The sequence below is a fragment of the Agrobacterium vitis genome, from assembly GCF_013426735.1.
GTDB classification, from domain to species: Bacteria; Pseudomonadota; Alphaproteobacteria; order Rhizobiales; family Rhizobiaceae; genus Allorhizobium; species Allorhizobium vitis_D.
Genome location: NZ_AP023272.1, coordinates 2006362 through 2029196 on the forward strand (window position 1 = coordinate 2006362; position 22835 = coordinate 2029196).

A 22835-nucleotide genomic window follows, 5' to 3' on the forward strand; every position below is an offset into this window, starting at 1 on the left:
CAAACGATATCTGACGGACGCAGACAAGCTCATACAAACGATTTTTCTGAAACGAATCTGTGATCCGCTTATGTTCTCATGTAGCGATTGTTTTTCTCGTTTTGTTCACATTTATTCCTTGTATTCATCCAAAAATGGCTGTGGATTCCTGTGGATAACTTTTATCGGGAATGTCTGATTCCGGCTGGTTAAGCCGGGATGTTCAGCCTGGATTGCGGCAGAACGAAAGGAAGATGGGTCGGCGCGCGGCTGACCGTTCCACTCAGTCCATAGACGGAGGCGATGATGTCGTCGCGGATGACCGTTTGCGGCGGACCCTCGGCAATCAACTGACCACCATCCAGCACGATCAGACTGTCGGCGAATTCTGCTGCGAGGTTGAGGTCGTGCAGAACCGCAAGCACCATGCCGCCCTCAGCGGCAAAGGTGCGGGCGATTTCCAGAACGGAAATTTGGTGAGTCAGGTCCAGGCTTGAGGTTGGTTCATCGAGAAACAGAGCGTGTGGGCCGGTTTCATCGACCGCTGTTGGCAGTTGCGCCAGGACGCGGGCAAATTGTACCCTTTGTTGTTCGCCGCCAGACAAGGCCTGATAGGGGCGCGCTTCAAAGGTTGAGAGGCCCACCCGTGCCAGCGCCTGTCTTGCAGCCTGCATCGGTCGGGCGGTGCCTGAAGCCATGGCACCCATCCGCACAACTTCCAGGGCTGTAAACGGAAACGAAAGGCTGGTGCTTTGCGGCAGGACGCCACGCCTGCGTGCTAGATATTGAGGTTTCAGGCTGGTGATATCCTGACCGTCATAGGCAATCTTGCCGCTGTCGGCCCTCAGGTCGCCGCAGAGCAGTTTCAGCAAGGTTGACTTGCCCGCGCCGTTTGGACCGATAATGACGGTGAAGCGACCCGGTACAAGGCGCAGGCTGATCCTGTCCAGCAACAAACGCCCGTGCCGGTGCAATGTCAGATTTTCTGCGGTTATCATGGTGTGCTCGCTTTGCCTTTTTGGATGCTCTAATTTTCCATCATGCCGCGTCCACTTTTACCGAGCAGCAAGAGCAGAAACACCGGCGCGCCGATCAGTGCTGTGACGATGCCGATCGGCAGTTCCGCCGGTGCAACAATGGTGCGGGCAAGGCTGTCTGCTATCAGCAGCAGGCTTGCGCCACCCAGTGCGGAGGCTGGCAGGAGGAAGCGGTGCGATGGTCCAATGGCCATGCGCAGCAGATGCGGGACGACGATGCCGATAAAGGCAATCGAACCAGCCACGGCCACAGCGGCTCCACAAGCTGCGGCAACGATCAGCACGCTGACGCGTTTCAAGCGCTCTACTGGAATTCCCATGTGAAAAGCAGCGGCATCACCCAGCACGAGCGCGTCCAGTCCACGCGCAATGAAGGATACGCTGGCAAGCGCACCTAGAATGAAGGGTGCGATTGACGCGGCCTTGGCATAGGTCGCCCCGCCCAGCGATCCCAGGTTCCAGAAGGTGATGTCGCGCAAGGCCCGGTCGTCGGCCATGAAGATCAGCAGGCCCGTTGCGGCCATGCTGAGGGCGCCGATGGCAATGCCTGATAGTACCAGTGCGATGGTCGAGGTTTGGCCGCCACGGGTGGCGATGGCATAGAGCAGGGCGGTGTTGAGCAGGGCGCCGCAAAACGCCATGATCGGCAGGAATTCATCTCCAAGGGCCGTTTGCAGCGGTAAAAGCAGGCCGGGGCCAAGCACGATGGCCGCCACTGCGGCAAGGCTGGCCCCGGAGGTGATGCCGACAATGCCAGGGTCGGCCAACGGGTTGCGAAACAGTCCCTGCATCATCGCCCCGGAAAGTCCGAGACCCGCGCCCACCAGGACACCCATCAAGGTGCGGGGCAGGCGGACCGCCTCCAGCACAATACGATCCTGCTGCGCCAGCGCGCCATGCCCGGAGAGATATGTAATCAGATCGCTCAAGCCAACCCCGGTCGGCCCGCTGATCAGCGAGACGAAGCAGGCCGTTGTAAGCAGTGCCGCCAGTAGAAGCACGGCTGTCATGCCACGGCGCGAGCGGTCACCCGTCGATGCTGGTAGGGTCACAGCAATCGTCACTGAATGGTCGCCTCTGGGTACAGCTTGGACGCCAGTTCTCGGGCTGCGTCGGCGGTGCGCGGTCCAAAGCCGAGCAAGTAAAGCCCATCCATGCTGAGAAAGGCGCGGGCCTGGGCTGCCGGACTGGTGGCAAGGGCTGGTAAAGCGAAGATTTCCTTGGCGGATAGCGGGGCTGCACCATGATCCATGGTGAGAATAATGTCGGGGGCTGCGGCAATCACGGCTTCATCGCTGAGTGGTTTGTAGCCTGTGCTGTCGCCCACCGCATTGGCGGCGCCGGCAAGCCGGATCATCGCGTCGGCGGCCGTGTCCTTGCCGGCGGCCATGATCCGCCCATTGGCAATAGAAAGAACGAACAGAACCCGCTTCTTCTGGGCTGGAAGATGGGTGAGGTTGGCCTTTAACTTATCCAATTGTGTCTCGAACTGGCTTGCCAATGCCTCTGCCTGCGGCCCCTTGCCGATGGCCGCGCCGACGGCACGGATACGGGGAGCGACGGTCTCCGCCGAAGGCTGTTGAGGGATGTTCACCAGCGCGACACCGCTTTGCGCCAGCACAGCCAAGGCATCGGGCGGCCCGGAGCCCGCCTCGGTCAGGATGAGATCGGGCTTCTGGGCCAATATGCCTTCGGCGGAAAGGCGGCGCATATAGCCGACATTGGGCTTTGATGATGCTTCAGGAGGATAGAGGCTGGTGGAATCAACCGCAACGATGCGCTCCCCGGCACCCAGGTCATAGAGAATTTCGGTGACCGTCCCGCCAATCGAGACGATGCGGCTGGCCTGGGGAAAGCTATCCGCTGCGAAGGCTGGCGTCATGGTCCAAGGGAGGGGAGGCGGGAGGGTAACAAGACCGAAAAGTGCAAGCGAGGTCAGAAGAGAAGAAGGTCTCATCAAGGTATCGTCCTGAAGGTTGCCCAGGCAACGCCATTTCATGCGTTTTCAGAGCTGGATTGTGTATAGTGATCGAGCCCCTTCGCGGGCGTCGGGTCCGGTCTTCACGTGACGAATGACGACGAACAACAGCGGGCTGGATTTTAACTTGACTATAATGCACAAGTTTTCATAATGACGCAACAGGACAGGTGCATGACAGCGCCGTGTGTTTTGTCAAATACACAAAAGACGCTGTAACGCTTTATATCTGCTGCATAATTCCTCAAGCCAATTCCGGTTTGAGGAATTATGCAGCATCGCATTTCCAGCCAACGTGTGGAGCAGACTATGTATATTGCAATGAACCGTTTTCGCGTCGTTCCGGGTTTCGAGGACGTGTTTGAAGCTCAGTGGCGTGATCGTCAGGGCCGGTTGGCGGAAGTGCCGGGCTATGTCGAATTTCATATGTTGAAAGGCCCCAAGGGCGAGGACTACTCGCTTTATGTGTCCCATACGGTCTGGGAAAGCCATGAAACCTTCGTTGCCTGGACGAAGTCCGAGCAGTTCCGTGCGGCCCATGCCAATGCCGGGCAGAGCAAGGTTCAATATCTTGGCGGTCCGCATTTCGAAGGATTTGAAGTGATCCTTCATGAAGACAGCACGGGTACGCGCAGCTCCAAGGCGGCCTGAGACGATCATGGCCGCTGTTGATACTGCCCGCCTTTCACCGCTTGAGGTTGCCAAAGCGGCTCTCGCCGAAAAACCTGACGGCGTGGTGGAAACCATTGCAACGGAGGCAGGGGTAACGCCCGCCGAGATTCTGGCCATTTTACCGCCAGATTGTGTGACCATCGCGCCGTCAGAGGCTTTCGAACCGATCTGGACCCATTTGTCAGGTTGTGGCGATGTGCTGACCATCGTCCACACCAAAGATGTCGTTCTGGAAGTGGTCGGCGCTCTTCCGCCGGGGTCCATTGGCCATGGCTGGTTCAACATTCACGGCGACAGTCCGGTCGGCGGCCATATCCGTATCGACCATTGCCGTTCCGTCGCCTTTGTTGACCGGATGTTTCATGGCCGACGGTCCCTGTCGGTGTGGTTCATGAATGGCGAGGGCGCTGCAATGTTGAAGGTCTTTGTGCGCAGGGATGCGCAAAAGACTTTGATTGCCGAGCAAGTCGCTCTGTTCGAGCAGTTGCGCTCCCAGTATCGGGGTTCGGTGTCGGGATAGGGCTGGTTATTGCCAATCTGGTGACCTTAAAACTCCTAGAGCTTTGCTTAGCCGCCGGAAACCTTCCCGGCGGCTTTTTGCTTTTGCTGTTTGTTTTGAAAGTGCGGGGAATCGAGTATTGAACGCATGCATGGCGCCAATTGAGGGCTGCCGTCCTGCTTGGATGTGGTGCTGTTTTGTACATAAGGCGGTTTGGTCATCGATTGGCCTGAAATATGCTGCAGGCCAGCATGACGTCGTCTGGAGTGTGTCAGGGAAATAAGCGGAAGCCGGTTTTCCTGAAAAGACAAACAAAAACAAAAAAACGATGGTCTGTTTAGGTCAATATAAAGCTGACAGACTGTCCTGCATTATTTCTGATACCGGATGCGGTTTAAGTGATTATGCAGCAGTTTTAGGGTGCTACAGCAGGTTTCGTGCAGCATGTCATATGCGCGGCGCTGTAATCGATGCGGACAAAGGGACAGTGATTTGCACAGCCTGAAGAAGTTTCTAGCGCTATTTCCGATCATCCTGCTGATTGCTGTTGGGGTGAGTTCTTTCGGGCTTCATGGTTTTGTCGGGACGGCACTGGCGCAGGATAGTAATTTTGCCGATGACGATCCGGTTGCCAAAGCACCTGCGACGCTTGACCAGTTACAAAAGAAAATCGACTCGCTTGCCAGCATTCCGCAAAAGGCTGGAAACAACGACCGCGAGTTGATGGAGGCCAAATCCAGCCTGGACGACATTGTCGGACAATTGCAGGGCATGAAACTGCTGATTTCGCCGCGTCAGGATGATATTGCCGCTCGCTTGAAAGAACTCGGCGATCCGCCGAAGGACGGTCAGCCTGCTGAAGCGGCTGACGTGACCCAGCAGCGCAACAAACTCAATGCCCAGAAAGCACAGATTGCTTCTGTCCTGAACCGGATCGACGAAGTCAGCAAGTCTGCGAGTGATTTGTCCATCAAGGTCACTGCTGTGCGGCGGGAATTGTTCACGCGGCAATTGCTGGCTCATACGGACATTTCCGTGGACAGTATGTCGGATGCCGCCTTGTCCTATGGCACGGAAGCGAGCCGATTTACCGATATGCTCGAGGGGTGGGCGGGCTTCGCCTGGCGCTTCAAGAAAATTTCGCTGGTCTCGGCCATGGTTCTGTCGCTCGCCATGGCGTTGGGATTACGGCTCGTTCTTCAGCGGATTCTCGGGCCAATCATCGAGCGGGGCAAGCTGGAGGAAAACCCCTCCTATATGAGCCGGTTTTCAGTGGCCTTCTGGGCGACGATCATGCCGTCATTTGCCTTCAGCTTCTTCCTGATTTCCAGTTATTTCTTTCTCGACACCTTCAGCGTCATGCGGCCGGACATCGAGCCGATCATCGCGTCGTTTTTCGGCGTGTTCTGGCTGGTGTTTTTCTCGTCGCGGCTTGCAATCGCCGTGTTTAACCCATGGGCGCCGAAATGGCGGCTCGTGCATGTGTCCGACCGGGGCAGCCGACAATTGGTCACGGCCTTCGTGGCTATGACGGTGATCAACGGTCTCGATTATGGCCTGTCCAGTATTGCGCAGACATTGGGATCGCCAGTCGAACTCTCGGTGTTGAAGGGTGTGGTGTCGTCAAGCCTGGTCGGTCTCATCCTGCTTTGGGTTTCCTTCATTCGTCCGCTTCTGCCGAAATCCGAGGATGAAGCCGCCACGGGTGGCCGTCCATGGTCGAAGCGGACAGCCATCGCTCTTCGGGTCTGCGGCGTCTGGCTGATCTTCACCAGCCTGATCGGCTATATTGGCCTGGCCCGGTTCGTTGCCAGCCAGCTTATCCTGACGGGGGGCGTGGCGGCCACTATGTATATCGGCATTCGTTCAGGCCGGGCTGTGTCCGAGCGTGACCGGTTTGCCGAGACGATTGTTGGCCGCTTCCTGCAGCGTCGCTTCAATTTCGGACCAGTCGCGCTCGACCAGTTTGGTATTGCCGCCGGATTGCTGATCTACTGCTTCGTTTTCGTGATCGGCGTTCCCCTGATCATGATGTCCTGGGGATTCCAGCCGCCGGATATCCAGACCTGGTTCTATAACCTGTTCATCCAGATCAATGTTGGTGGCATCAGCATTTCCATTGTCGGCATCTTCAGCGGGATCGCCATTTTCCTGATTGGTGTCGTGCTGACCCGCTGGTTCGAGAAATGGCTTGACGGTAATGTCATGGCGCGCTCGCAGGTCGATCCGGGCGTGCGCAACTCGGTCAAAACCTCCGTCGGCTATTTCGGCGCAATTGTTGCCGGTTTCATGGGCCTGTCGGCGGCGGGTATCAACCTGTCCAGCCTGGCGCTGGTTGCCGGTGCCTTGTCGGTCGGTATCGGTTTTGGTTTGCAGAATATCATTTCCAACTTTGTTTCAGGCCTGATCCTGCTCTTCGAGCGGCCTTTCAAGGTCGGCGACTGGGTGGCGACGGGTACGAGTGAAGGTTTTGTGCGGCGTATTTCGGTGCGCGCCACGGAAATCGAAACCTTTCAGCGTCAGTCGATCATTGTGCCGAATTCACAGCTGATCAACGCCTCGGTCGGCAACTGGACCCATCGCAACAAGCTCGGTCGAATCGATATGGAGATTGCCGCCAAGGCGGTCAATGATCCACGCCATGTGATGGGCATGCTGAGAGAGGTGGCAAGCGATGTGCCCGGTGTGTTGCGCACCCCGGAACCGGTTGTCGTCTTCAAGAAATTTGATGGAGCGGATCTTGAATTTGAAGTCCGGGTGTTTGTCGGCGATGTCTTGAACGGTCTTGCGGTGCGCAACGAGTTGAGACTGGGGATTTTCGAGAGGTTCAAAGCCGAAGGCGTGATTCTGAAGGAAGAAGCCGCTGATGCGGAAGATGTCGTGGCAGCAGCGGCACCGCTGCCGCCATCGCCTGCTTCTTGATAGGCAACTGCTCGTCGCAGGCAAATCACCTTGCGACGAGCCGGCTCCTCATATCCTGTGGGTTTCAAACAGCGCGACATCGAGCATGAAGGAGCCGTCGGGTTCGATTTCGAAATGCGCTTTTGTCTCGGCAGCGGCATCCTGTTGCAACAGGCGGATGGCGGTGCGCATTGCATCCGGTGTGTTCATGCGGTCCGTCCAAACCTTGAAATCCATCCGCAGCCGGCTGGTCTGACAGGTTTTTATCGCAAACCCAGCCTGTCCCAGCATCTGCGTCCATTCGCTCAGCATGTAGTTCCTGACATGCGAGGTGTCGCGCAGCAGTTCGACTGCTTGCAGATGCGTGTTTAGCAATGGCGATTGCGGCGAGACCACATCGATGAAGATTGCTGGGGCGCCCGGCTTCAACACGCGCTGGGCCTGCCGCAAGCCGGCATGGACGTCGTGCCAATGGTGGGCGGAAAAGCGGCAGGCGAGAAAATCGAACAGACCATCGTCACAGGGCAATTGCTCGGCTGACGCCCTGATTGTCGCAATATTCGTTAAACCGCGCTCAGTTGCGGTTTGAGAGACTGCGGCCAGCATATCGGCGGAAAGATCGATGGCGGTCACGGTTGTCATATGCGGTGCAATTGCATAGGCGACATGGCCGCCGCCACATCCCAGGTCAACGCCATGGTTGGCCTTGGCGGTGCGGGCGATATCGCCCAGGCGAACCAGATCGGCGCCGGAAGCGTGGACGGCACTTTCCACATAGGCGCTCGCCCTTGGGCCGAAATTCTGCTGCACGTGGTGGTCGTGATTTTCGTTCACTGTATTTTTCTCGCTGGTTGCTGTTGGCATGTAACTGTTCCTGTTAAGCTGGTTTATCCCGGTTCAGATCATGAAACGCTTGAAATTCAGCGTTGCAACTCCATGTCTGGAGTGTAGCGCATCCTTCTTTTGTTCGTGGCAATCCGCTCAGGTCCCGCTGCATGAACTGTCCGTATCGTATCAAGGCATCGAAGATGGGAGGCATCCTCGGTGGGTGGAATTGTGACTCTCTCGAAGAGGCCAAAGGCTTGAGATCGTCGCCATAAGAAGGCCAAGGGGCATGGTGATGTCGCCTGGTGTAAACAGCATGACGCCAACAATATGCTGTTACAAGAGGAGCAGTTATCCTGTTATAAATGCTGCCATGCTGGATGTAGAACAGAGACGTTTGCTGGGTGAGTTCGTGCGCACTCATCGTGAAAAATTGGTGCCGGACCGGATCGGACGGCGGCGCACGCCGGGCCTGAGGCGCGAGGAACTGGCCGAACGAGCGGGCATCAGCGCCACATGGTGTGCCTGGATAGAGCAGGGGCGCCAGGTGCAGGCCTCGCCGCAGGCCTTGGCGAGGCTGGCGCGGGCCCTGGAATTGACCCGGGCCGAACGCGCTTATCTCTTTGAACTGGCATCCCGGCGCGACCCCGACGAGGAAGACGGAGACGCCATTGACGACGTGCCGGCGTCCCTGGTGACGGCTGTCAGCATGGTCCAGCATCCAGCCTATGCGCTAGACCGCAACTGGAATGCCTGCTGTTTCAATTCCGCAGCCGCATCCCTGTTTCCTGATTGGCTTGGCGAGCACAGCAAGGATAGAAACCTGCTGCGCTATGTATTTCTCAATCCCGGCGCCCGCGAGATCATTGTCGATTGGGAAATGCGCGCGCTACGGCTGCTGGCCGAATTTCGCGCCGATTACAGTCATGCATTGCGCGATGCGACGGTCCGTGCGCTGATTGAACAGCTACAGCGCGACAGTCCGCTGTTTGCGCAGGGTTGGCGGGAGCAGACGGTGCTGGACCGCGAAGGCGGAGAGCGTGAACTGGTTTCACCTGATCGAGGCAGGTTGCGATTTCGCCAGTTCAACTACCGGCCCTGCGACCGTCCGGATTGCAAGCTGGTCTTCCTGATCCCGCAATAAAGCATGTCTATGATAGGGCTTATGACGAGGGCTTGCTCTGCGTTTGGCGATTTGCGATTGATCAAGGATCGTTACATCAGCAGTTTTTATCCGCAGGTCGCGCCAGCCCATGCCCATGTCGCAAACGGGCGGCACAGGGAAGCGGGTCTTTATCATAGTCGCGGGATCAATCTTGCGGCGTCATCCGGTCGTTTGCGCCTTGCGCTCGCAGCAGAACAGGGGAAATTCCATGTCGATCAAATCTCATGCACGGGCCGTGGTGATCGGTGGCGGCGTCGTCGGCGTTTCCACGCTCTATCACTTGGCCAGGAAGGGCTGGAGCGATAGCGTGCTGATCGAGCGCAAGGAACTGACCTCAGGCTCGACATGGCATGCCGCCGGTCTGCTGCCGCTGTTCAACATGAGCTATTCGGTCGGCCAGATCCATAAATACTCGGTGAAGTTCTATCAGGAACTCCAGGAAGAGACCGGCATGAATGTCGGTTTCAGCAAGGTTTCCAATATTCGTCTCGCCCGCAGCAAGGATCGTTGGGACGAGTTCATGTATTATGCCGGGATTGCCGAAACCATTGGCGTCAAGGTCAACATCCTGACACCTGAACAGGTCAAGGAAATCTGGCCGCTGTGTGAAACGGAAGGCCTGCTCGGCGCGATACAACATCCCGACGACGGCTACATCCAGCCCGCCGACCTGACCCAGGCGCTGGCCAAGGGTGCCCGCGACCGTGGGGCCACAATCTACCGCAACACGACCGTAACGGCCATCGAGTGTCAGCCGGATGGCTTGTGGAAGATCACCACCGACAAGGGTGAGATCACCGCCGAACACGTAATCTCCTGTACCGGCAATTTTGCCCGCAAGACCGGCGAAATGGTGGGCATCAACATTCCGGTCATTCCGGTCGAGCACCAGTATATCGTCACCGAGCCGCATCCGGCCATTGTTGAACGCAAGGCCAAGGGCCTGCCGGAAATGGGCGTCCTGCGCGAGGCCGATAGCGCCTGGTACATGCGCGAGGAAAATGGTGGCCTGTTGCTTGGGCCTTACGAAGTGGGCGCGCCGGTCTGTTATGTCGATGGTCCGTCCGATGAGAGTGAATACGAGCTTTTCCAGGAAGAACTCGACCGGCTGATGCCGCATATCGAGACGGCCATGGTACGTGTGCCGGCCTTTGGCGAAGTCGGCATCAAGAAAGTCTATAACGGCGCCATCGCCTATACGCCGGACGGTAATCCGATTGTCGGTCCGGCACCGGGTTTGAAGAATTTCTGGCTGAACGAGGGCCATTCCTTTGGCATCACCGCCGCTGGCGGTGCCGGCTGGCAATTGGCGGAATGGATCGTCGATGGCGAATCCACCCTCGACATGATGGGTGCCGATCCGCGCCGTTTCGGCCCTTATGCGACGGAAGGCTATCTGATCGCCAAGAACGAAGAAGCCTATGCCAATGTCTTCACCATGCATTACCCGGACGAGGAGCGCGCTGCCGCCCGTCCGCTGAAAACCACGCCAGTCTATGACCGGCTAAAGAAAATGGGCGCTGTCTTCGGCTCTGTCTATGGCTGGGAGCGCGCCAACTGGTTTGCGCCCGAAGGCTATGAAGTGCCCCAGAACGAGCTTGGCGTTGGTGTCGATGTCATCACCAACCACAATTATGCGGCCCCGACCGAGGATGGCCGGGTGGTGGAGAAATGGTCGTTCCGCCGCTCGAACTATTTCGAGCATGTTGGCAATGAGGTGAAGCATGTCAACGAGCATGTCGGCGTGCTCGACATGTCGGCCTTCGCCAAGATGGAAGTGTCCGGTCCCGGCGCACGGGCCTGGCTGGACAGCCTGTTTGCCAATGCCATCCCGAAGAAGCGTGGCCGCATCGCGCTGTGCCACATGCTGACCCAGCATGGCGGGGTTCGCGCCGAATTCACGGTCTATGAATGGGCTCCGAACCGCTTCTATCTGGTGTCGGCTGGCGCTTACGAGGCCCATGACCATGATTATCTGCGCAAGCTGGCTCCGACCGATGGGTCGGTCAAGCTTCAGCAGATTACCCAGAAGCTCGGCGTGCTGGTTCTGGCCGGGCCAAAGTCGCGGCAGGTGCTGCAAAAGCTGACGCGCACCAGCCTGGAGAACAAGGATTTCCCCTGGCTGACCGGCAAGGAAATCTCGGTTGGCGTGGCGAGTGCCCATGCGCTGCGCGTCAATTTTGTCGGGGAACTGGGCTGGGAATTGCATCACCCCATCGAGATGCAGGCCTATATTTTCGACAGGCTTATGGAGGCCGGTGCCGAATTCGACATCAAGCCTTTCGGCATCCGCGCCATGCTGTCGATGTCCGTCGAGAAATCCTACCGCCTGATCCCGAGGGAAATGTCGATCGAATACAATGCCTACGAATCGGCGCTCGACCGTTTCATCAAGCTCGATAAGGACTTTATCGGCAAGGAGGCTCTGGTTGCCTATAAGGAAAAGGGTCTGAAATGGAATTTCGCCACCCTGGTTGTCGAAGGCGTGGCGGATGTCGATGCTCGCGGCTCGGAAGCGATCTACAATGAAACGGGCGATCTGGTCGGGCGTGCAACCAATGGCACCTATGGATGGCGCATCGGCAAATCCATCGCGCTTGCCATGCTGCAACCCGGCTATGCAACTGAAGGCACCAAGCTGAAGATCAAGATCCTGGGCGATCTCTATGACGCGGTGGTTGTGGGCGAAAGCCCGTTCGATCCTGATAATGCCGCTCTCAGGGCTTGAGAGTGGTAAAATGGAACCAGATATTGCTTGAAGTGGCGTTTGGAAATAGTTGCTGTTTTCTGAACACAGGACGGATGGCAATGTTTGAAACCTGCCGTCGATAGACGACGCGCTGAATCTATCCAAAAAGGCGGCCACCTCTGGGCCGCCTTTTTGTTCTTATTAAGCATAGAAGGTATAACGCCCCGTTTCGATTAATATTTCAGCAATCGGTCATGTCTATATTGCGGCAAGATCTCTTGTTCAAAGGCGTGTCATGACCTATCTTGGCGTTTCAGGAATGCAATATTCCGGCGAAAAATTTCCGGACGCACGTATTATCGTCGCAGAAGACTCCAATGTCTTTACATCCATGATCACGCAACGTTTGAAAGAGATTTTCAATATTGATGCGGAAATCTGCCGTACCTATGAAGATTTGATGGCCGCAAACGAGCTTTCCGACGAGCCTGTTACATTGGCAATCTCCAATATCAATCTGCCGGGCGCCGAAAATGGCGAGGCTTTGGAATATCTGACCGATCTGAACATTCCAACTGTTGTCTTTACCAGCACGTTTCACGAGAAAACCCGTGAAAAGCTATTGGCCAAGGATATTGTCGACTATATCCTCAAGGACAATATCTTCGCGGTTGAAATGTTGATCGAGTCCGTTTGCCGCTTTCTTACCAATCACCATCACCATGTGCTGATCGTCGATGATAGCCCGACGGCGCGCGCTTTGCTGTCGAGCCGCTTGAAGCGCTACAATTTCCGGGTCAGCACGGCGGATAACGGTGCCACGGCCCTGCAACTGCTGAAGAGCAATGCCGATATCGGTCTGGTCGTGACCGACTATAACATGCCTGACATCGATGGATTTGAACTGACGCGGCGCATCCGGGCTGTGCGCGGCTCGCATGAACTGCGGATCATCGGCGTGTCGTCCTCGTCGGACCGTTTGCTGTCGGCGCGTTTCCTGAAGGTTGGCGGCAATGATTTCATGCTGCGCCCGTTCATCGACGAAGAATTCTACTGCCGGGTCAATCAGAACCTCGATACGCTGGTGCAGATCCGCGCCGGGCGCAAGAGAAACCAAGCCGCAGCCTGATCTTCCTGCCTAATATCAAGGTGAACGGACATCATAAACTTCATCTTGATATTACAGACCAGCGTTTTCTTATAGGCGGCGCTACAACGCTTTCTATATTCTGTGTCATTCCTTAAATCTATTCGGATTTAAGGAATGACGGATATAATCGCTTGATAGCCTGTGACAGATTTCATCTCGATCTCTCACATAGACAGGTGTTGCTGAACAGTGGTCATGTGACGGTCACGGTTTCCATCGGGGTGACGGAAGTGGGTGGGCGTGTGGTCTTCGACAATGACCTGCATGCGGTCGATCAATATCTCTACCTGGCCAAGCAGGCCGACGAAACCGTGTCTATTGCGACCATTTGCATATGTGTGGATGTGTTCTTTTACAAAAGATTTTTCCTATAGCGGTGGCCGGTTCAAGGAGCCGTGCTATATAGGCGCCTCTGTTGCACATAGTCCGTTTCCGGGAGTGGAGACCGGTGGGGCGCATGGCAAGGTCCGTGTTGTCGCATTGTCTCGACAGTCAAGGAGGCGGACGTTCAGGATTGTCTGCACGAATGGCGTCTATCGTATCGATCAAGTCCCTCACCAAGACCTATTCCACCGGTTTTTCGGCATTGAAGGATGTGTCGCTGGAGATCGAGGAGGGCGAGATCCTCGCTCTGCTCGGCCCCAATGGCGCGGGCAAGACCACGCTGATTTCTATCATATGCGGCATCGTCAATCCCACATCCGGAACGGTTGTTGTCGATGGTTACGATGTCGTTCAGGATTTTCGCCAGACCCGGGCGCTGATTGGCCTTGTACCGCAGGAATTGACTACGGATCAGTTCGAGACCGTGTGGAATACCGTGGCGTTTTCGCGCGGGTTGCATGGGCGCAAGGCCGATCCAGCCTATCTTGAGGGAATATTGAAATCCCTGTCGCTCTGGGAAAAGCGCGATGCGGTGCTGCGGGAGCTTTCCGGCGGCATGAAGCGCAGGGTGCTGATCGCCAAGGCGCTGTCCCATGAACCGCGCGTGCTGTTTCTGGATGAACCGACGGCGGGGGTCGATGTGGCGCTCCGCCGCGATATGTGGAACCTGGTGCGCGATCTGCGCAGCCGGGGCGTCACCATCATTCTCACCACCCATTATATCGAGGAGGCAGAGGAGATTGCCGACCGGATCGGCATCATCAACCAGGGCGAGGTGCTGCTGGTGGAGGACAAGGTGGCGCTGATGCGCAAGCTTGGCCGCAAGCAGATGATCCTGGACCTGGCCGAGCCGCTGAAAAGCCTGCCGGGGCGGCTGGACGAATGGCGCCTCAGCCTCGCTGGCGAAGGTCGCCAGATCGTTTACGATTATGAGCCGCAGGCAACGCCCGGCGCCTTGATGGCGCTTTTGACGGCGTTGGAAACCTCCAGCATCGCTGTGGTTGACATCTCCACCAGGCAAACCTCGCTCGAGGATATTTTTGTTTCGCTGACCGGGGGGAAATCATGAATTATACCGCAGTCTGGGCCATCTACCGGGCCGAAATGCAACGGATGCGCCGCACCCTGATGCAGAGCCTGATTTCTCCTGTCGTGTCTACCGCACTTTATTTCATCGTGTTCGGTGCGGCGATTGGCACGAAAATGCAAACCGGGACTGCGGTGGGATATGGCGGGTTCATTACGCCGGGACTGATCATGCTGACGCTGATTTCGCAATGCATATCCAATGGCGCCACTGGCATCTATTTTCCCAAATTCACCGGTACAATCTATGAAATTCTCTCGGCGCCGATTGCGCTGGGTGAGGTTCTGCTGGGCTATGTCGGGGCGGCGACCACCAAGGGGATGATCGTCGGCCTGATCATTCTGGCCACATCGACGCTGTTCGTTGATATCCGGGTGGATCATCCGGTGTTGATGCTGGTCTTTATGGCTTTAACGGCGATGTCCTTCAGTATGGCGGGTTTCATCATCGGCATATGGGCGAAGAATTTCGAACAATTGAGCATGGTGCCGATGCTGGTCATCCCGCCGTTGACCTTTCTGGGTGGGACATTTTACTCGATCAACGCTCTGCCGCCCGTCTGGCAGATGATCAGCCACTTAAACCCGGTCTTCTACCTGGTGAGCGGTTTCCGTTGGAGCTTCTTCGGGGAGGCGGATATCAATCCATTGATCAGTCTGGCGATGATCGGCCTGTTCCTGACCGTCTGCCTCGCGGTGCTGACCTGGATGTTCCGTACCGGCTACAAGCTTAAGGCCTAGAATTTGTTTTGGGAAAAGCGGAGTTTCTGCTTCCCCGAAAGGACAAACACACAGACGATGCTGTAACGCTCTATATTGGTTGCGTAATTTCTTAACCGTCACCGGCTTGAGGAATTATGCAGTCGCTTCATGATCTGTCATGGCGCTGGGTGGTATGGTGCCGCCGATGATATCCTTCATGCAGTTCACCTCATCGACGGGTACCCATCCTCTGGTATAGCCGAGACTGATTGCATTTGACGCAATTGCCAATTGCTGACGCAAATGATGCACATCATCCAAGAGCGTGGCGATGGCGGCTCTTGCATCGCCGTCGTGCCATTCAATAAGATGAGCAATCCGGTCGGCTTCTGGGGAACCAGACTTTGAGCACATATCGAAGATCTCCTGTGAAAGCAGGCTGTCAGCGTATCGATACGCTATATTGTTCTTGTTATGTTCCTACCAATGAAGAGTCAAGGATGATGTGTGGCTCCATCGTTTCTGCACAGGGCATGCCGAACTGGAGGCGATTTTTTTGACTTTCCGTCTCGTCATGCCTGCGGAACCCGGCTCGGATATAGTTTCAAAAATTTTAGAACGGGGTTTTTCGGAAATTCCTCTTGCGCTTCTTTTCGATCCGTTCTAAATGCCCGTCACCACACGCTTTTAAGTTATGGAATGGCCTCGTGGCGGAGTGGTTACGCAGAGGACTGCAAATCCTTGCACCCCGGTTCGATTCCGGGCGAGGCCTCCATTCCCTTCTTCCCAAATATATAAATCTCTGATTTTTCGCCGCTATTTTTAGCGTGTGGCAGCTTTTTCGCTTGCTGCTCTGTCCAGCGATTTTGAGCGTGTGGCACATTTAGTTCCCAAGTGAATAGTCGATTGTTTCTCAGTAGTTTCAATCAATCGCTCAAAAGGCTTGGTGTCGATTACGATTCCGACTGCTGCGCGTTGGAGTGCCTGAAAAGGCTCGTTGGTAGTACGAGCGCCTCTTTGGGATTCAAAGAAATGACGCCGCCTCCAGGATAGATTAGGCGCATTTGCAGGACGAGAACACAGACTTCACCAGTTCGCTCTCCGCAGATCAAGTATATTTTTCGTTTAAAGATATGATTTATCAGCCCAATTGAGGCGTCTTGTCAGGATTGATTTGTTAAGTTTTGTAAAAGCTATGTAATTAAAAATTGAATTAAAATAGTAATTCAATTTTTAATTGAATTACTCGAGCATATCTCGTCAAGAGGGTCAAAATGAAAAATGCAGTAAATTCATTATTTAAATTTGAGAAGAGATATTTTGACTTTCAAAAAATGATCTATGCACCTCGTGCCTTTTTTATAATGTTTTTATTAATAATTTCGTTCGCCGTCTACACATTTTTGTTGTCGCAATTCACTTTCGAAAATTTTTTAAAAGTCATATTCTTTTCGCTATTTGTTCAATTTTTTTATTTTACGCTAATTGTCTGTGCTGTGATGCAGAAAATGAAAGACTCGCGTCCAAAGGATGGCGTGAAGTTTAAAGCGCGAAGGATTCTTGATCAGAAAACCGATAACGGTTTGTCATAGGCAATGAAGTTGATTGAATGGAAGATGCTTCTGGGTGAGGCGGCTGCAGAAGAGAGAACCTCTAAGTCCCGCCCGTCGTTCCTCGCAGCGTAAAATTGAAAAGCCCACCACACGATGAAACGGCTTTGACCGCTGACGTCACTGCATTCGCCCTCCAGCATGGCCAGTATGGCTATCGTCACATTCCGGCGATGCTGCATAGGGCGATTTGGATCGTGAACATCAAACGGCTGTCAACGCGCAATCGAATTTCGCAAGACCTGTGGATTGGTGGTGTTCCTGTGCTGTAACAAACCATCAATCCGCGTCAGAGAAAGCCGAATCCGCAATATCGGGAAGTCTGACAAGTGGGCGCACAGGTTGGCGGTGGTAATATCGCTTTGTCCCATGTCATGATGTGTTCACATAGAGATATATGAATTTAATATCGATCATTGCCCGATGTCATCAAAGGAGCCAGACCGGCTTTCAGCGTGTAGCGCTGCAGATATGTGATTGTCGATTCGATGGCCCGAATGCTGTTTTTGTTGCTGTTGTCATCCAGCCCGGCCATGAGGGTGTTTTCCTCACTATGGCCCATGCGGTGCGAAATGATGCAGGTGACGGAAATCGGCTGGTTCGGCTCCGCCTCGGGGCGGTAGCGGACGGAAAGCCCATTGGCGGATAAAACCGGCCCGATCATGGTTCATGATCGACGCCAAATCCTTATACCGGTAATTCGTGCGGCCCTTCTGCGTGGTGAAGTCCACCTTCCTCGTCTTGACGATTGCCGGCAAATTGGCCTTGGTCATCGCCATGGTTTCATTGAGGGCGCTTGCGCGCCTGGTTGGCTTCGCAGTGCCATGGGTTGGATGAGGATTTCGACCCCGGCGCCAGAGTAGACCGCTCGGTCGAGCATTTCCATGGAGTGATGGTACGCGCCACCTGTGCGGCTGCGATCTGTTGCGGCGTATGAACCTGAATTGCGTTTTCCATTTTTTTCGACTCCATGGCATGTTTCGTCTGTTCCAGAACCCGGGCGGCGGTCTGGCTGATATGTTCCGCGGTTCCAACAGGATCGATCACCTTGCCCATGACGCCACCTGTTCGTGGTGGATGAGATCGAGCCGCTTGTGTTGCTGATCGGCATGATGAAGGATTGTCAGAAGCCCGCAGAATGCGATCCGCAGCTTGTAAGAGAGGATGCCCAGAAACTGCCGGTGCCTGGCCTTTTGAGCAACGGATACCTTGGCGTCGATATCAGGCATCGGAAACTTCCTCGTCTCTGATGCTGCCCGTATGGAGACCTCTCGGTTTCATCGGAAAAACCTTGTGGTTGTGGATTCCGCTCAGCCTGACGCTGTACGTGCGGTAATTTTTATTTGTGATTCCTGGCCTAATCAGCGCGATTAAGGGCTGTGAGGCAAACCTTGGATATCCGAGCGCCCAACGACAACTGCAATTCAGGCGATTGAATCGTTCGCTCTGCAGCGTCTTGGTCGGGGAGGGGCCAAAGAAATTCCCATGCGTGTTTGTCTCGGGCGCCATGGCGAAGGAAAAGTTTGTCCTAGCTACTTTTGGTTTGCCTTGAAGCAAGGCGAAATCAGCGCCTCTCGCTCTTGCCTGGACCGAACCATGCGTTGGCGGGCCGCCGCAAGAATTTCCGGGCGCGCCCGCGTCGGCAATCCGGCATCAAAGGGCGGAGCCGGGGCGTATTCTAGCGAGAGCTGGATCGTCTCCGCCTCATCCTGTCCCATGAATTCCGCGATGACCGACAGGCCGAAATCGATCCCGGATGTGACGCCGCCGGCGGTGATCAGATTGCCGTCGCGAACAACGCGCGCCTCGACTGCTGTCGCCCCAAACCGTGGGAGAAAATCCATCGCGTTCCAATGCGTCGCCGCGCGCTTTCCAGCGAGCAGTCCGGCTTGGCCCAGGACCAGCGCTCCGGTGCAGACGGAGGTGACGAAGCGCGCGGTCTTCGCTTGCGCCCGCACGAAGTCGAGCGTTTCTTCGTCTTTCAGAAGCGGGTTCACGCCGCCACCGCCCGGCACGCAGATGACATCGAACGCAGGTGCCTCTTCAAAGGTCAGGTCGGGCGTGAGCCACAGGCCCGTCGAAGCCCGAACAGGCGCCGTGTTTTTCCAGACCAGATCGACCCGCACATCGCGTGCAGAGCCGAAAACCTCGTAGGGGCCAGTCAGATCGAGTTGCTGAACATTGGGAAAGCAAAGAATACCGAAGCGGATGGACACTATTTTTTCTCCTGTCTTGACCCCGAGACCATGACAGGAAATGATTTGGCGTGATTGCCAATTATCCCTCGTTTCATGCCAAACGCCATGCTGATGCCAACCACGATTTTGCGTCGGATTGAAATCCTTGTCTTCCCGGATGCCCAGGTGCTCGACGTGACGGGTCCTGCACAGGTCTTCGCGTCGGCCAATGAGATTGCGCGCAGAAGCGCCCACTCCGAAAAGGGACCCCTCTACGATATCGCCTTGGTCGCGGAAATGGTGGAGGTGACCTGCAATTCCGGGATTGCGCTGCGGTGTGCTCTCCTTTCGGAAGACCGGCCGGCGCCCGACACCGCCATCGCTGTTGGCGGCAGCGGGGTCAATGTCGCATGCAGCCGTCCGGTCTTGATCGACTGGGTTCGTAACCGGGCGATCCATGCACGGCGTATGGCGTCGGTTTGCAGCGGTGCGTTTCTGCTGGCGGAGGCAGGCTTGCTGGATGGCCGCCGCGCCGTAACGCATTGGCATCGCTATGACGAATTCGCTGGGCGGTTTCCGCAGGTTCGCCTCGAACGCGACCCAATCTTTTTGCGAGATGGTAAGATCTGGACCTCGGCGGGCGTGACGGCCGGGATAGACCTCGCTTTGGCGATGGTTGAAGAGGATCACGGTCGCGCACTTGCGCTCGCCGTCGCCCGCGAATTGGTGGTTTTTCTTAAGCGGCCCGGCGGCCAGTCGCAATTCAGCGCGCCGCTGAGACTCCAGACCGCGGACGATAGGTTCGCCGATCTTCACGCTTGGATCTCGGCCAATCTGACCCATTCGCTGACGCTACATACGTTGGCGGATCGGGCGGGAATGAGCCTTCGATCTTTCGCCCGCCATTACCGGCAACGGACGGGCCGCACACCCGCCGACGCGGTTGAGATCATCCGGCTTGAACGGGCGCAAGGGCTACTGGAGACCGGATTTTCGGTTGAAGCCGCCGCTCGCAAATGCGGTTTCGGCTCCCCGGAGACCATGCGGCGGGTGTTTCTGCGCAGGTTAGGCGTCGGGCCCAAGGACTGGCAGGAGCGGTTTCACGAGTGAGGATACTCACGGCGATATCGGACGCCGACACCGCGCTCCGGCATATCGATGGATGGATCGAAGACCACAACGAAAGCCCTCCCCATTCCTCGCTTAAGATGGCTTCCCCACGGCAGTTCATCAGGGCTAAATCGAGCTGGCCGACTGTCCGGCGAAACGGGGCGCATTCCAGGGTTACTGTTATTGAAGGCTGTTCCCTTGCTGAATAATTCGGACCTTGCTGCGGGCAGCTGTTTATCTTCATGGTTTTGAGCGACCGGCTTTCCTCGAAAGGCCTTTATGAACGAATGATCGTTTTCGATCATTTTCTCCCTAGTATTAAATGTTTCTGCCGAAACACGGTTAGTTACCCAGATTTGTCATAGGAACGTCACCCATTGACGATAGATATCGCTCATCAATGATCGATATGCATCAAATTGATGACAAGGGGCGGCCGGTGTTGACACAAGCGGAAGATCGTCAAGCGAAGATTGTCGAGTTGCTGCGCGAACAGAATTTCGTCGACATCCGTACGCTGACAGAGCGCTTTGATATTTCGGTGGCGACCGTTCGCCGCGACCTTGGTGAGCTTGAGGAAGCGGGGCTCATTCGGCGCACCCATGGCGGTGCCGTCAATGTCAATCAGGTCGCGCAGGATGCAACGAACGCTGCGCGGCTTGTCTTGAAGCAGGCGGAAAAGGCCGTCATCGCTGATGTCGCCGCGCGCATGGTGACCGATGGCGACACCGTGTTGCTAGATGCCGGCACCACCGCGCTGGAAGTGGCCAAGAAGCTGACCGGGCGAAGCAGCCTTACTTTCATCTCGAACGGGCTCGACATTATTGCTGAACTGACCCGTTTCGATGGGCAGAACATTTATTCCGTCGGCGGTGAGTATACGGAGACAAATCGGTCCTTCCGTGGCCCCTTGGCGGAGCAATTCATTCGCCAGTTCAATGCCGATAAACTCATTCTCAATGCGGCCTCGATCGATATTGATCGTGGTCTGATCTGCACGGGGTCGCCACTGAACGCAAGCGTGGCCCGCGCCATGATCGAGGTGTCGAGGCGGGTGATCGTTGTGGCGGATCATTCAAAGTTCACAAAATTCAGCCTTTCGGTCGTCGCGAAGATCGAGGACGTCGGCGTCATAGTGACCGACTCCGGCACGAAATCCATCATCGATGCCGCGCCTGAGAGGCTGCGGAAGAAGTTCGTCATCGCGAACTAGGCAAATCGACATTTCCATCAACAGCATCTTCCAACCAGGAGACAACAGATGCTTAAGGCCAACCGTAGAAAATTCATGATCGGCGCAAGCGTCGCGGCGCTTGCCTCGACCGCAAGTGCCAGATTCGCCTTCTCTGCCGAGCGCCGCGCGTTGAAGATCGGCGTCAACGGCATTCCGGTTACGTTGGAGCCGATCAACGCCATCAGCAATGTCGGTCCCCGCATCGTCAACCAGATTTTCGATACGCTTGTCGTGCGCGATTTCTTCAGCAATGGCGCGCCGGGCAACGGCATCAATCTGATGCCCTCGCTGGCCGAGAGCTGGGAACGGATCGACGACAAATCGGTGCGCTTCAAGCTGCGCCAGAAGGTGATGTTTCACGATGGTGTCGAAATGACCGCAGACGACGTCGCCTACACCTTCTCTTCGGAACGTCTCTGGGGGCCAGACGCGATCAAGGTGATCCCGCTCGGCGGTTCTTACGCGCTTGATTTCGACGAACCGGTTGTCGAGGACAAGTACACTGTGGTCATCCGCACAAAGACCCCGACGCCCCTGACCGAGTCCTACATGGCATCCTGGATGGGTCGCATCGTTCCCAAGGCATATTACAAGACGCTTGGAACGGCCGCTTTTGGTAGCAAACCGGTTGGAACGGGTCCTTACAAGTTTGTCGAGTTCGTTGCCAATGACCGCGTTGTCATCGAAGCCAACGACGCCTATTGGGGTCTGAAGCCGACAGCATCTAAAATCACGTACCAACTTGTTGCCGAACCCGCAACGCGCGTCGCCGGCCTGATCAGCGGCGAATACGATATCGTCACGACGTTGACGCCGGACGATATGGCGTTGATCAACAGCTATCCCGACCTGGAGACGCGTGGGAATATCGTCGAAAACTTCCACATGTTCACCTTCAACATGAACCAGCCCGTCTTCCAGTCGAAACCGCTTCGCCGCGCCCTGGCGCTTGCGGTCAATCGTCCGCTGATCGTTCAATCACTCTGGACGAACAAGGCGACGATTCCGAATGGCTTCAACTTCCCGAACTACGGCAAGACCTTCGATCCGAACCGTCACGCCATGGAATACAATATCGAGGAGGCCAAGCGCCTAGTGAAGGAAAGCGGTTACGACGGTACGCCGATCACCTACCATACGATGGGCAACTATTATGCAAACGCCGTTCCCGCCTTGATGATGATGATCGAGATGTGGAAGCAGATCGGCGTGACCGTGGTGCCGAAGGTGTATGCACCGGGCGGCGCACCGAAGGATCAGGACAGCTATATGCGCAACTGGTCCAACGGCCAGTGGATGACGGATGCCTGGGCGACGATGATCTGCGAATTCGGACCCAAGGGCCAGGTTCAGAAGCGTTGGGGCTGGAAGGCGCCCGCGGAGTTCAACGATTTGTGCACGAAGGTATCGCAAATACCGGATGGTAAGGAGCGTTTCGACGCCTTCAACCGCCTCCGTGACATCTTCGAAGAGGAAGCGCCGGCCGTGATCCTCTACCAGCCCTTCGATGTCTATGCCGCACGCAAGGACGTTCACTGGAGGCCAATCAGCTTTGAGATGATGGAATTCCGCAACAACCTTGCTTTCGGCTGAGCAACCTGTCGAACCGGCGGTGCGCATGCATGCGCGCCGCACAC

Annotated in this window: 21 protein-coding genes, 1 tRNA gene and 1 pseudogene; 14 read left to right on the forward strand and 9 right to left on the reverse strand. The window is 55.9% G+C overall.

The features are described 5' to 3' along the window. Positions 1-188: 188 nt before the first annotated feature. Genes H1Y61_RS09245 through H1Y61_RS09255 form a run of 3 tightly spaced genes read right to left on the reverse strand, consistent with a single transcriptional unit; the run spans position 189 to position 2973 of the window. Positions 189-977 (reverse strand): heme ABC transporter ATP-binding protein, encoded by a 789-nt coding sequence (locus tag H1Y61_RS09245; protein WP_180572422.1) that lies wholly within the window; start codon positions 975-977, stop codon positions 189-191. A gap of 29 nt (positions 978-1006) precedes the next feature. Further along, positions 1007-2026 carry an iron ABC transporter permease gene (locus tag H1Y61_RS09250; RefSeq protein WP_235680888.1) on the reverse strand — a complete coding sequence of 340 codons (1020 nt, stop codon included), beginning with the start codon at positions 2024-2026 and terminating at the stop codon, positions 1007-1009. A gap of 50 nt (positions 2027-2076) precedes the next feature. Continuing rightward, positions 2077-2973, reverse strand: a complete 897-nt coding sequence (locus H1Y61_RS09255; protein ID WP_234894519.1) for a heme/hemin ABC transporter substrate-binding protein — start codon at positions 2971-2973, stop codon at positions 2077-2079. Positions 2974-3303: 330 nt separating this feature from the next. On the opposite strand from H1Y61_RS09255, the gene H1Y61_RS09260 reads away from it, so the two are divergent. From H1Y61_RS09260 to H1Y61_RS09270, 3 genes are all read left to right on the forward strand, one after another. Next, positions 3304-3645 carry an antibiotic biosynthesis monooxygenase family protein gene (locus H1Y61_RS09260; RefSeq protein ID WP_180572424.1) on the forward strand — a complete coding sequence of 114 codons (342 nt, stop codon included), beginning with the start codon at positions 3304-3306 and terminating at the stop codon, positions 3643-3645. A 7-nt stretch (positions 3646-3652) separates the two neighbouring features. Next, positions 3653-4186 carry a heme utilization cystosolic carrier protein HutX gene (gene hutX / locus H1Y61_RS09265; RefSeq protein WP_180572425.1) on the forward strand — a complete coding sequence of 178 codons (534 nt, stop codon included), beginning with the start codon at positions 3653-3655 and terminating at the stop codon, positions 4184-4186. 471 nt (positions 4187-4657) lie between these two features. After that, positions 4658-7087, forward strand: a complete 2430-nt coding sequence (locus tag H1Y61_RS09270) for a mechanosensitive ion channel domain-containing protein (protein WP_235680675.1) — start codon at positions 4658-4660, stop codon at positions 7085-7087. 48 nt (positions 7088-7135) lie between these two features. Here the strand turns inward: H1Y61_RS09270 and H1Y61_RS09275 are convergent, their stop codons facing one another. Beyond that, complete coding sequence (locus H1Y61_RS09275; protein WP_180572427.1) at positions 7136-7930, reverse strand: class I SAM-dependent methyltransferase; 795 nt, start codon at positions 7928-7930, stop codon at positions 7136-7138. Between the two features lie 334 nt (positions 7931-8264). Between H1Y61_RS09275 and H1Y61_RS09280 the strand changes: the two genes are divergently transcribed. From H1Y61_RS09280 to H1Y61_RS09305, 6 genes are all read left to right on the forward strand, one after another. Continuing rightward, complete coding sequence (locus H1Y61_RS09280) at positions 8265-9035, forward strand: helix-turn-helix transcriptional regulator (RefSeq protein ID WP_180572428.1); 771 nt, start codon at positions 8265-8267, stop codon at positions 9033-9035. Between the two features lie 235 nt (positions 9036-9270). Then, positions 9271-11784 (forward strand): FAD-dependent oxidoreductase, encoded by a 2514-nt coding sequence (locus H1Y61_RS09285; protein WP_180574461.1) that lies wholly within the window; start codon positions 9271-9273, stop codon positions 11782-11784. 256 nt (positions 11785-12040) lie between these two features. After that, positions 12041-12874, forward strand: coding sequence for a response regulator (locus tag H1Y61_RS09290; RefSeq protein ID WP_174111070.1), 834 nt, complete (start codon positions 12041-12043; stop codon positions 12872-12874). A gap of 200 nt (positions 12875-13074) precedes the next feature. Next, entirely contained in the window at positions 13075-13269 is a 195-nt protein-coding gene (locus tag H1Y61_RS09295) for a hypothetical protein (RefSeq protein ID WP_180572429.1), read from the forward strand. Between the two features lie 152 nt (positions 13270-13421). Then, positions 13422-14348, forward strand: coding sequence for an ABC transporter ATP-binding protein (locus H1Y61_RS09300; RefSeq protein WP_071205751.1), 927 nt, complete (start codon positions 13422-13424; stop codon positions 14346-14348). Continuing rightward, positions 14345-15106 carry an ABC transporter permease gene (locus H1Y61_RS09305; protein WP_174111067.1) on the forward strand — a complete coding sequence of 254 codons (762 nt, stop codon included), beginning with the start codon at positions 14345-14347 and terminating at the stop codon, positions 15104-15106. Before H1Y61_RS09300 ends, H1Y61_RS09305 begins: the two co-directional genes overlap by 4 nt. A 114-nt stretch (positions 15107-15220) precedes the next feature. Here the strand turns inward: H1Y61_RS09305 and H1Y61_RS09310 are convergent, their stop codons facing one another. After that, positions 15221-15481, reverse strand: coding sequence for a hypothetical protein (locus H1Y61_RS09310; protein ID WP_235680676.1), 261 nt, complete (start codon positions 15479-15481; stop codon positions 15221-15223). 287 nt (positions 15482-15768) lie between these two features. Here H1Y61_RS09310 and H1Y61_RS09315 point away from each other — a divergent pair. Continuing rightward, positions 15769-15842: transfer RNA gene (locus H1Y61_RS09315), tRNA-Cys, on the forward strand. Positions 15843-17080: 1238 nt separating this feature from the next. On the opposite strand, the gene H1Y61_RS09320 is transcribed toward H1Y61_RS09315, so the two are convergent. The 4 genes from H1Y61_RS09320 to H1Y61_RS09335 form a co-directional block, all read right to left on the reverse strand. Beyond that, entirely contained in the window at positions 17081-17341 is a 261-nt protein-coding gene (locus tag H1Y61_RS09320) for an ERF family protein (RefSeq protein ID WP_180572430.1), read from the reverse strand. Positions 17342-17460: 119 nt separating this feature from the next. Then, complete coding sequence (locus tag H1Y61_RS09325; protein ID WP_180572431.1) at positions 17461-17733, reverse strand: hypothetical protein; 273 nt, start codon at positions 17731-17733, stop codon at positions 17461-17463. Then, complete coding sequence (locus H1Y61_RS09330; RefSeq protein ID WP_180572432.1) at positions 17721-17906, reverse strand: hypothetical protein; 186 nt, start codon at positions 17904-17906, stop codon at positions 17721-17723. Before H1Y61_RS09330 ends, H1Y61_RS09325 begins: the two co-directional genes overlap by 13 nt. A gap of 303 nt (positions 17907-18209) precedes the next feature. Then, positions 18210-18893: a DJ-1/PfpI family protein gene (locus H1Y61_RS09335; RefSeq protein WP_180572433.1), complete on the reverse strand. Its 684-nt coding sequence runs from the start codon at positions 18891-18893 to the stop codon at positions 18210-18212. Positions 18894-18980: 87 nt separating this feature from the next. Between H1Y61_RS09335 and H1Y61_RS09340 the strand changes: the two genes are divergently transcribed. From H1Y61_RS09340 to H1Y61_RS09355, 4 genes and pseudogenes are all read left to right on the forward strand, one after another. Further along, the gene (locus H1Y61_RS09340) at positions 18981-19964 is read left to right on the forward strand and encodes a GlxA family transcriptional regulator (RefSeq protein ID WP_180572434.1); all 984 of its coding nucleotides are present in this window, start codon (positions 18981-18983) and stop codon (positions 19962-19964) included. Positions 19965-19969: 5 nt separating this feature from the next. Continuing rightward, a pseudogene (locus tag H1Y61_RS09345) lies at positions 19970-20098 on the forward strand (IS3-like element IS426 family transposase); the annotation flags it as partial. A 266-nt stretch (positions 20099-20364) separates the two neighbouring features. Next, positions 20365-21177, forward strand: a complete 813-nt coding sequence (locus H1Y61_RS09350) for a DeoR/GlpR family DNA-binding transcription regulator (RefSeq protein WP_162292196.1) — start codon at positions 20365-20367, stop codon at positions 21175-21177. Between the two features lie 48 nt (positions 21178-21225). Next, the gene (locus H1Y61_RS09355; protein ID WP_180572435.1) at positions 21226-22791 is read left to right on the forward strand and encodes an ABC transporter substrate-binding protein; all 1566 of its coding nucleotides are present in this window, start codon (positions 21226-21228) and stop codon (positions 22789-22791) included. The last annotated feature ends 44 nt before the right edge of the window (positions 22792-22835 follow it).

What these genes read in the sequence shown, in the direction of transcription:
- hutX (WP_180572425.1), top strand. Translation starts at nt 3,653, where the DNA reads ATGGCCGCTGTTGATACTGCCCGCCTTTCACCGCTTGAGGTTGCCAAA.
- H1Y61_RS09280 (WP_180572428.1), top strand. Translation starts at nt 8,265, where the DNA reads ATGCTGGATGTAGAACAGAGACGTTTGCTGGGTGAGTTCGTGCGCACT.
- H1Y61_RS09245 (WP_180572422.1), bottom strand. Translation starts at nt 977, where the DNA reads ATGATAACCGCAGAAAATCTGACATTGCACCGGCACGGGCGTTTGTTG.
- H1Y61_RS09330 (WP_180572432.1), bottom strand. Translation starts at nt 17,906, where the DNA reads ATGCCTGATATCGACGCCAAGGTATCCGTTGCTCAAAAGGCCAGGCAC.
- H1Y61_RS09355 (WP_180572435.1), top strand. Translation starts at nt 21,226, where the DNA reads ATGCTTAAGGCCAACCGTAGAAAATTCATGATCGGCGCAAGCGTCGCG.
- H1Y61_RS09250 (WP_235680888.1), bottom strand. Translation starts at nt 2,026, where the DNA reads ATGACAGCCGTGCTTCTACTGGCGGCACTGCTTACAACGGCCTGCTTC.
- H1Y61_RS09310 (WP_235680676.1), bottom strand. Translation starts at nt 15,481, where the DNA reads ATGTGCTCAAAGTCTGGTTCCCCAGAAGCCGACCGGATTGCTCATCTT.
- H1Y61_RS09260 (WP_180572424.1), top strand. Translation starts at nt 3,304, where the DNA reads ATGTATATTGCAATGAACCGTTTTCGCGTCGTTCCGGGTTTCGAGGAC.
- H1Y61_RS09350 (WP_162292196.1), top strand. Translation starts at nt 20,365, where the DNA reads ATGATCGATATGCATCAAATTGATGACAAGGGGCGGCCGGTGTTGACA.
- H1Y61_RS09340 (WP_180572434.1), top strand. Translation starts at nt 18,981, where the DNA reads ATGCTGATGCCAACCACGATTTTGCGTCGGATTGAAATCCTTGTCTTC.
- H1Y61_RS09320 (WP_180572430.1), bottom strand. Translation starts at nt 17,341, where the DNA reads ATGATCGGGCCGGTTTTATCCGCCAATGGGCTTTCCGTCCGCTACCGC.
- H1Y61_RS09290 (WP_174111070.1), top strand. Translation starts at nt 12,041, where the DNA reads ATGACCTATCTTGGCGTTTCAGGAATGCAATATTCCGGCGAAAAATTT.
- H1Y61_RS09255 (WP_234894519.1), bottom strand. Translation starts at nt 2,973, where the DNA reads ATGAGACCTTCTTCTCTTCTGACCTCGCTTGCACTTTTCGGTCTTGTT.
- H1Y61_RS09305 (WP_174111067.1), top strand. Translation starts at nt 14,345, where the DNA reads ATGAATTATACCGCAGTCTGGGCCATCTACCGGGCCGAAATGCAACGG.
- H1Y61_RS09325 (WP_180572431.1), bottom strand. Translation starts at nt 17,733, where the DNA reads ATGGGCAAGGTGATCGATCCTGTTGGAACCGCGGAACATATCAGCCAG.
- H1Y61_RS09275 (WP_180572427.1), bottom strand. Translation starts at nt 7,930, where the DNA reads ATGCCAACAGCAACCAGCGAGAAAAATACAGTGAACGAAAATCACGAC.
- H1Y61_RS09300 (WP_071205751.1), top strand. Translation starts at nt 13,422, where the DNA reads ATGGCGTCTATCGTATCGATCAAGTCCCTCACCAAGACCTATTCCACC.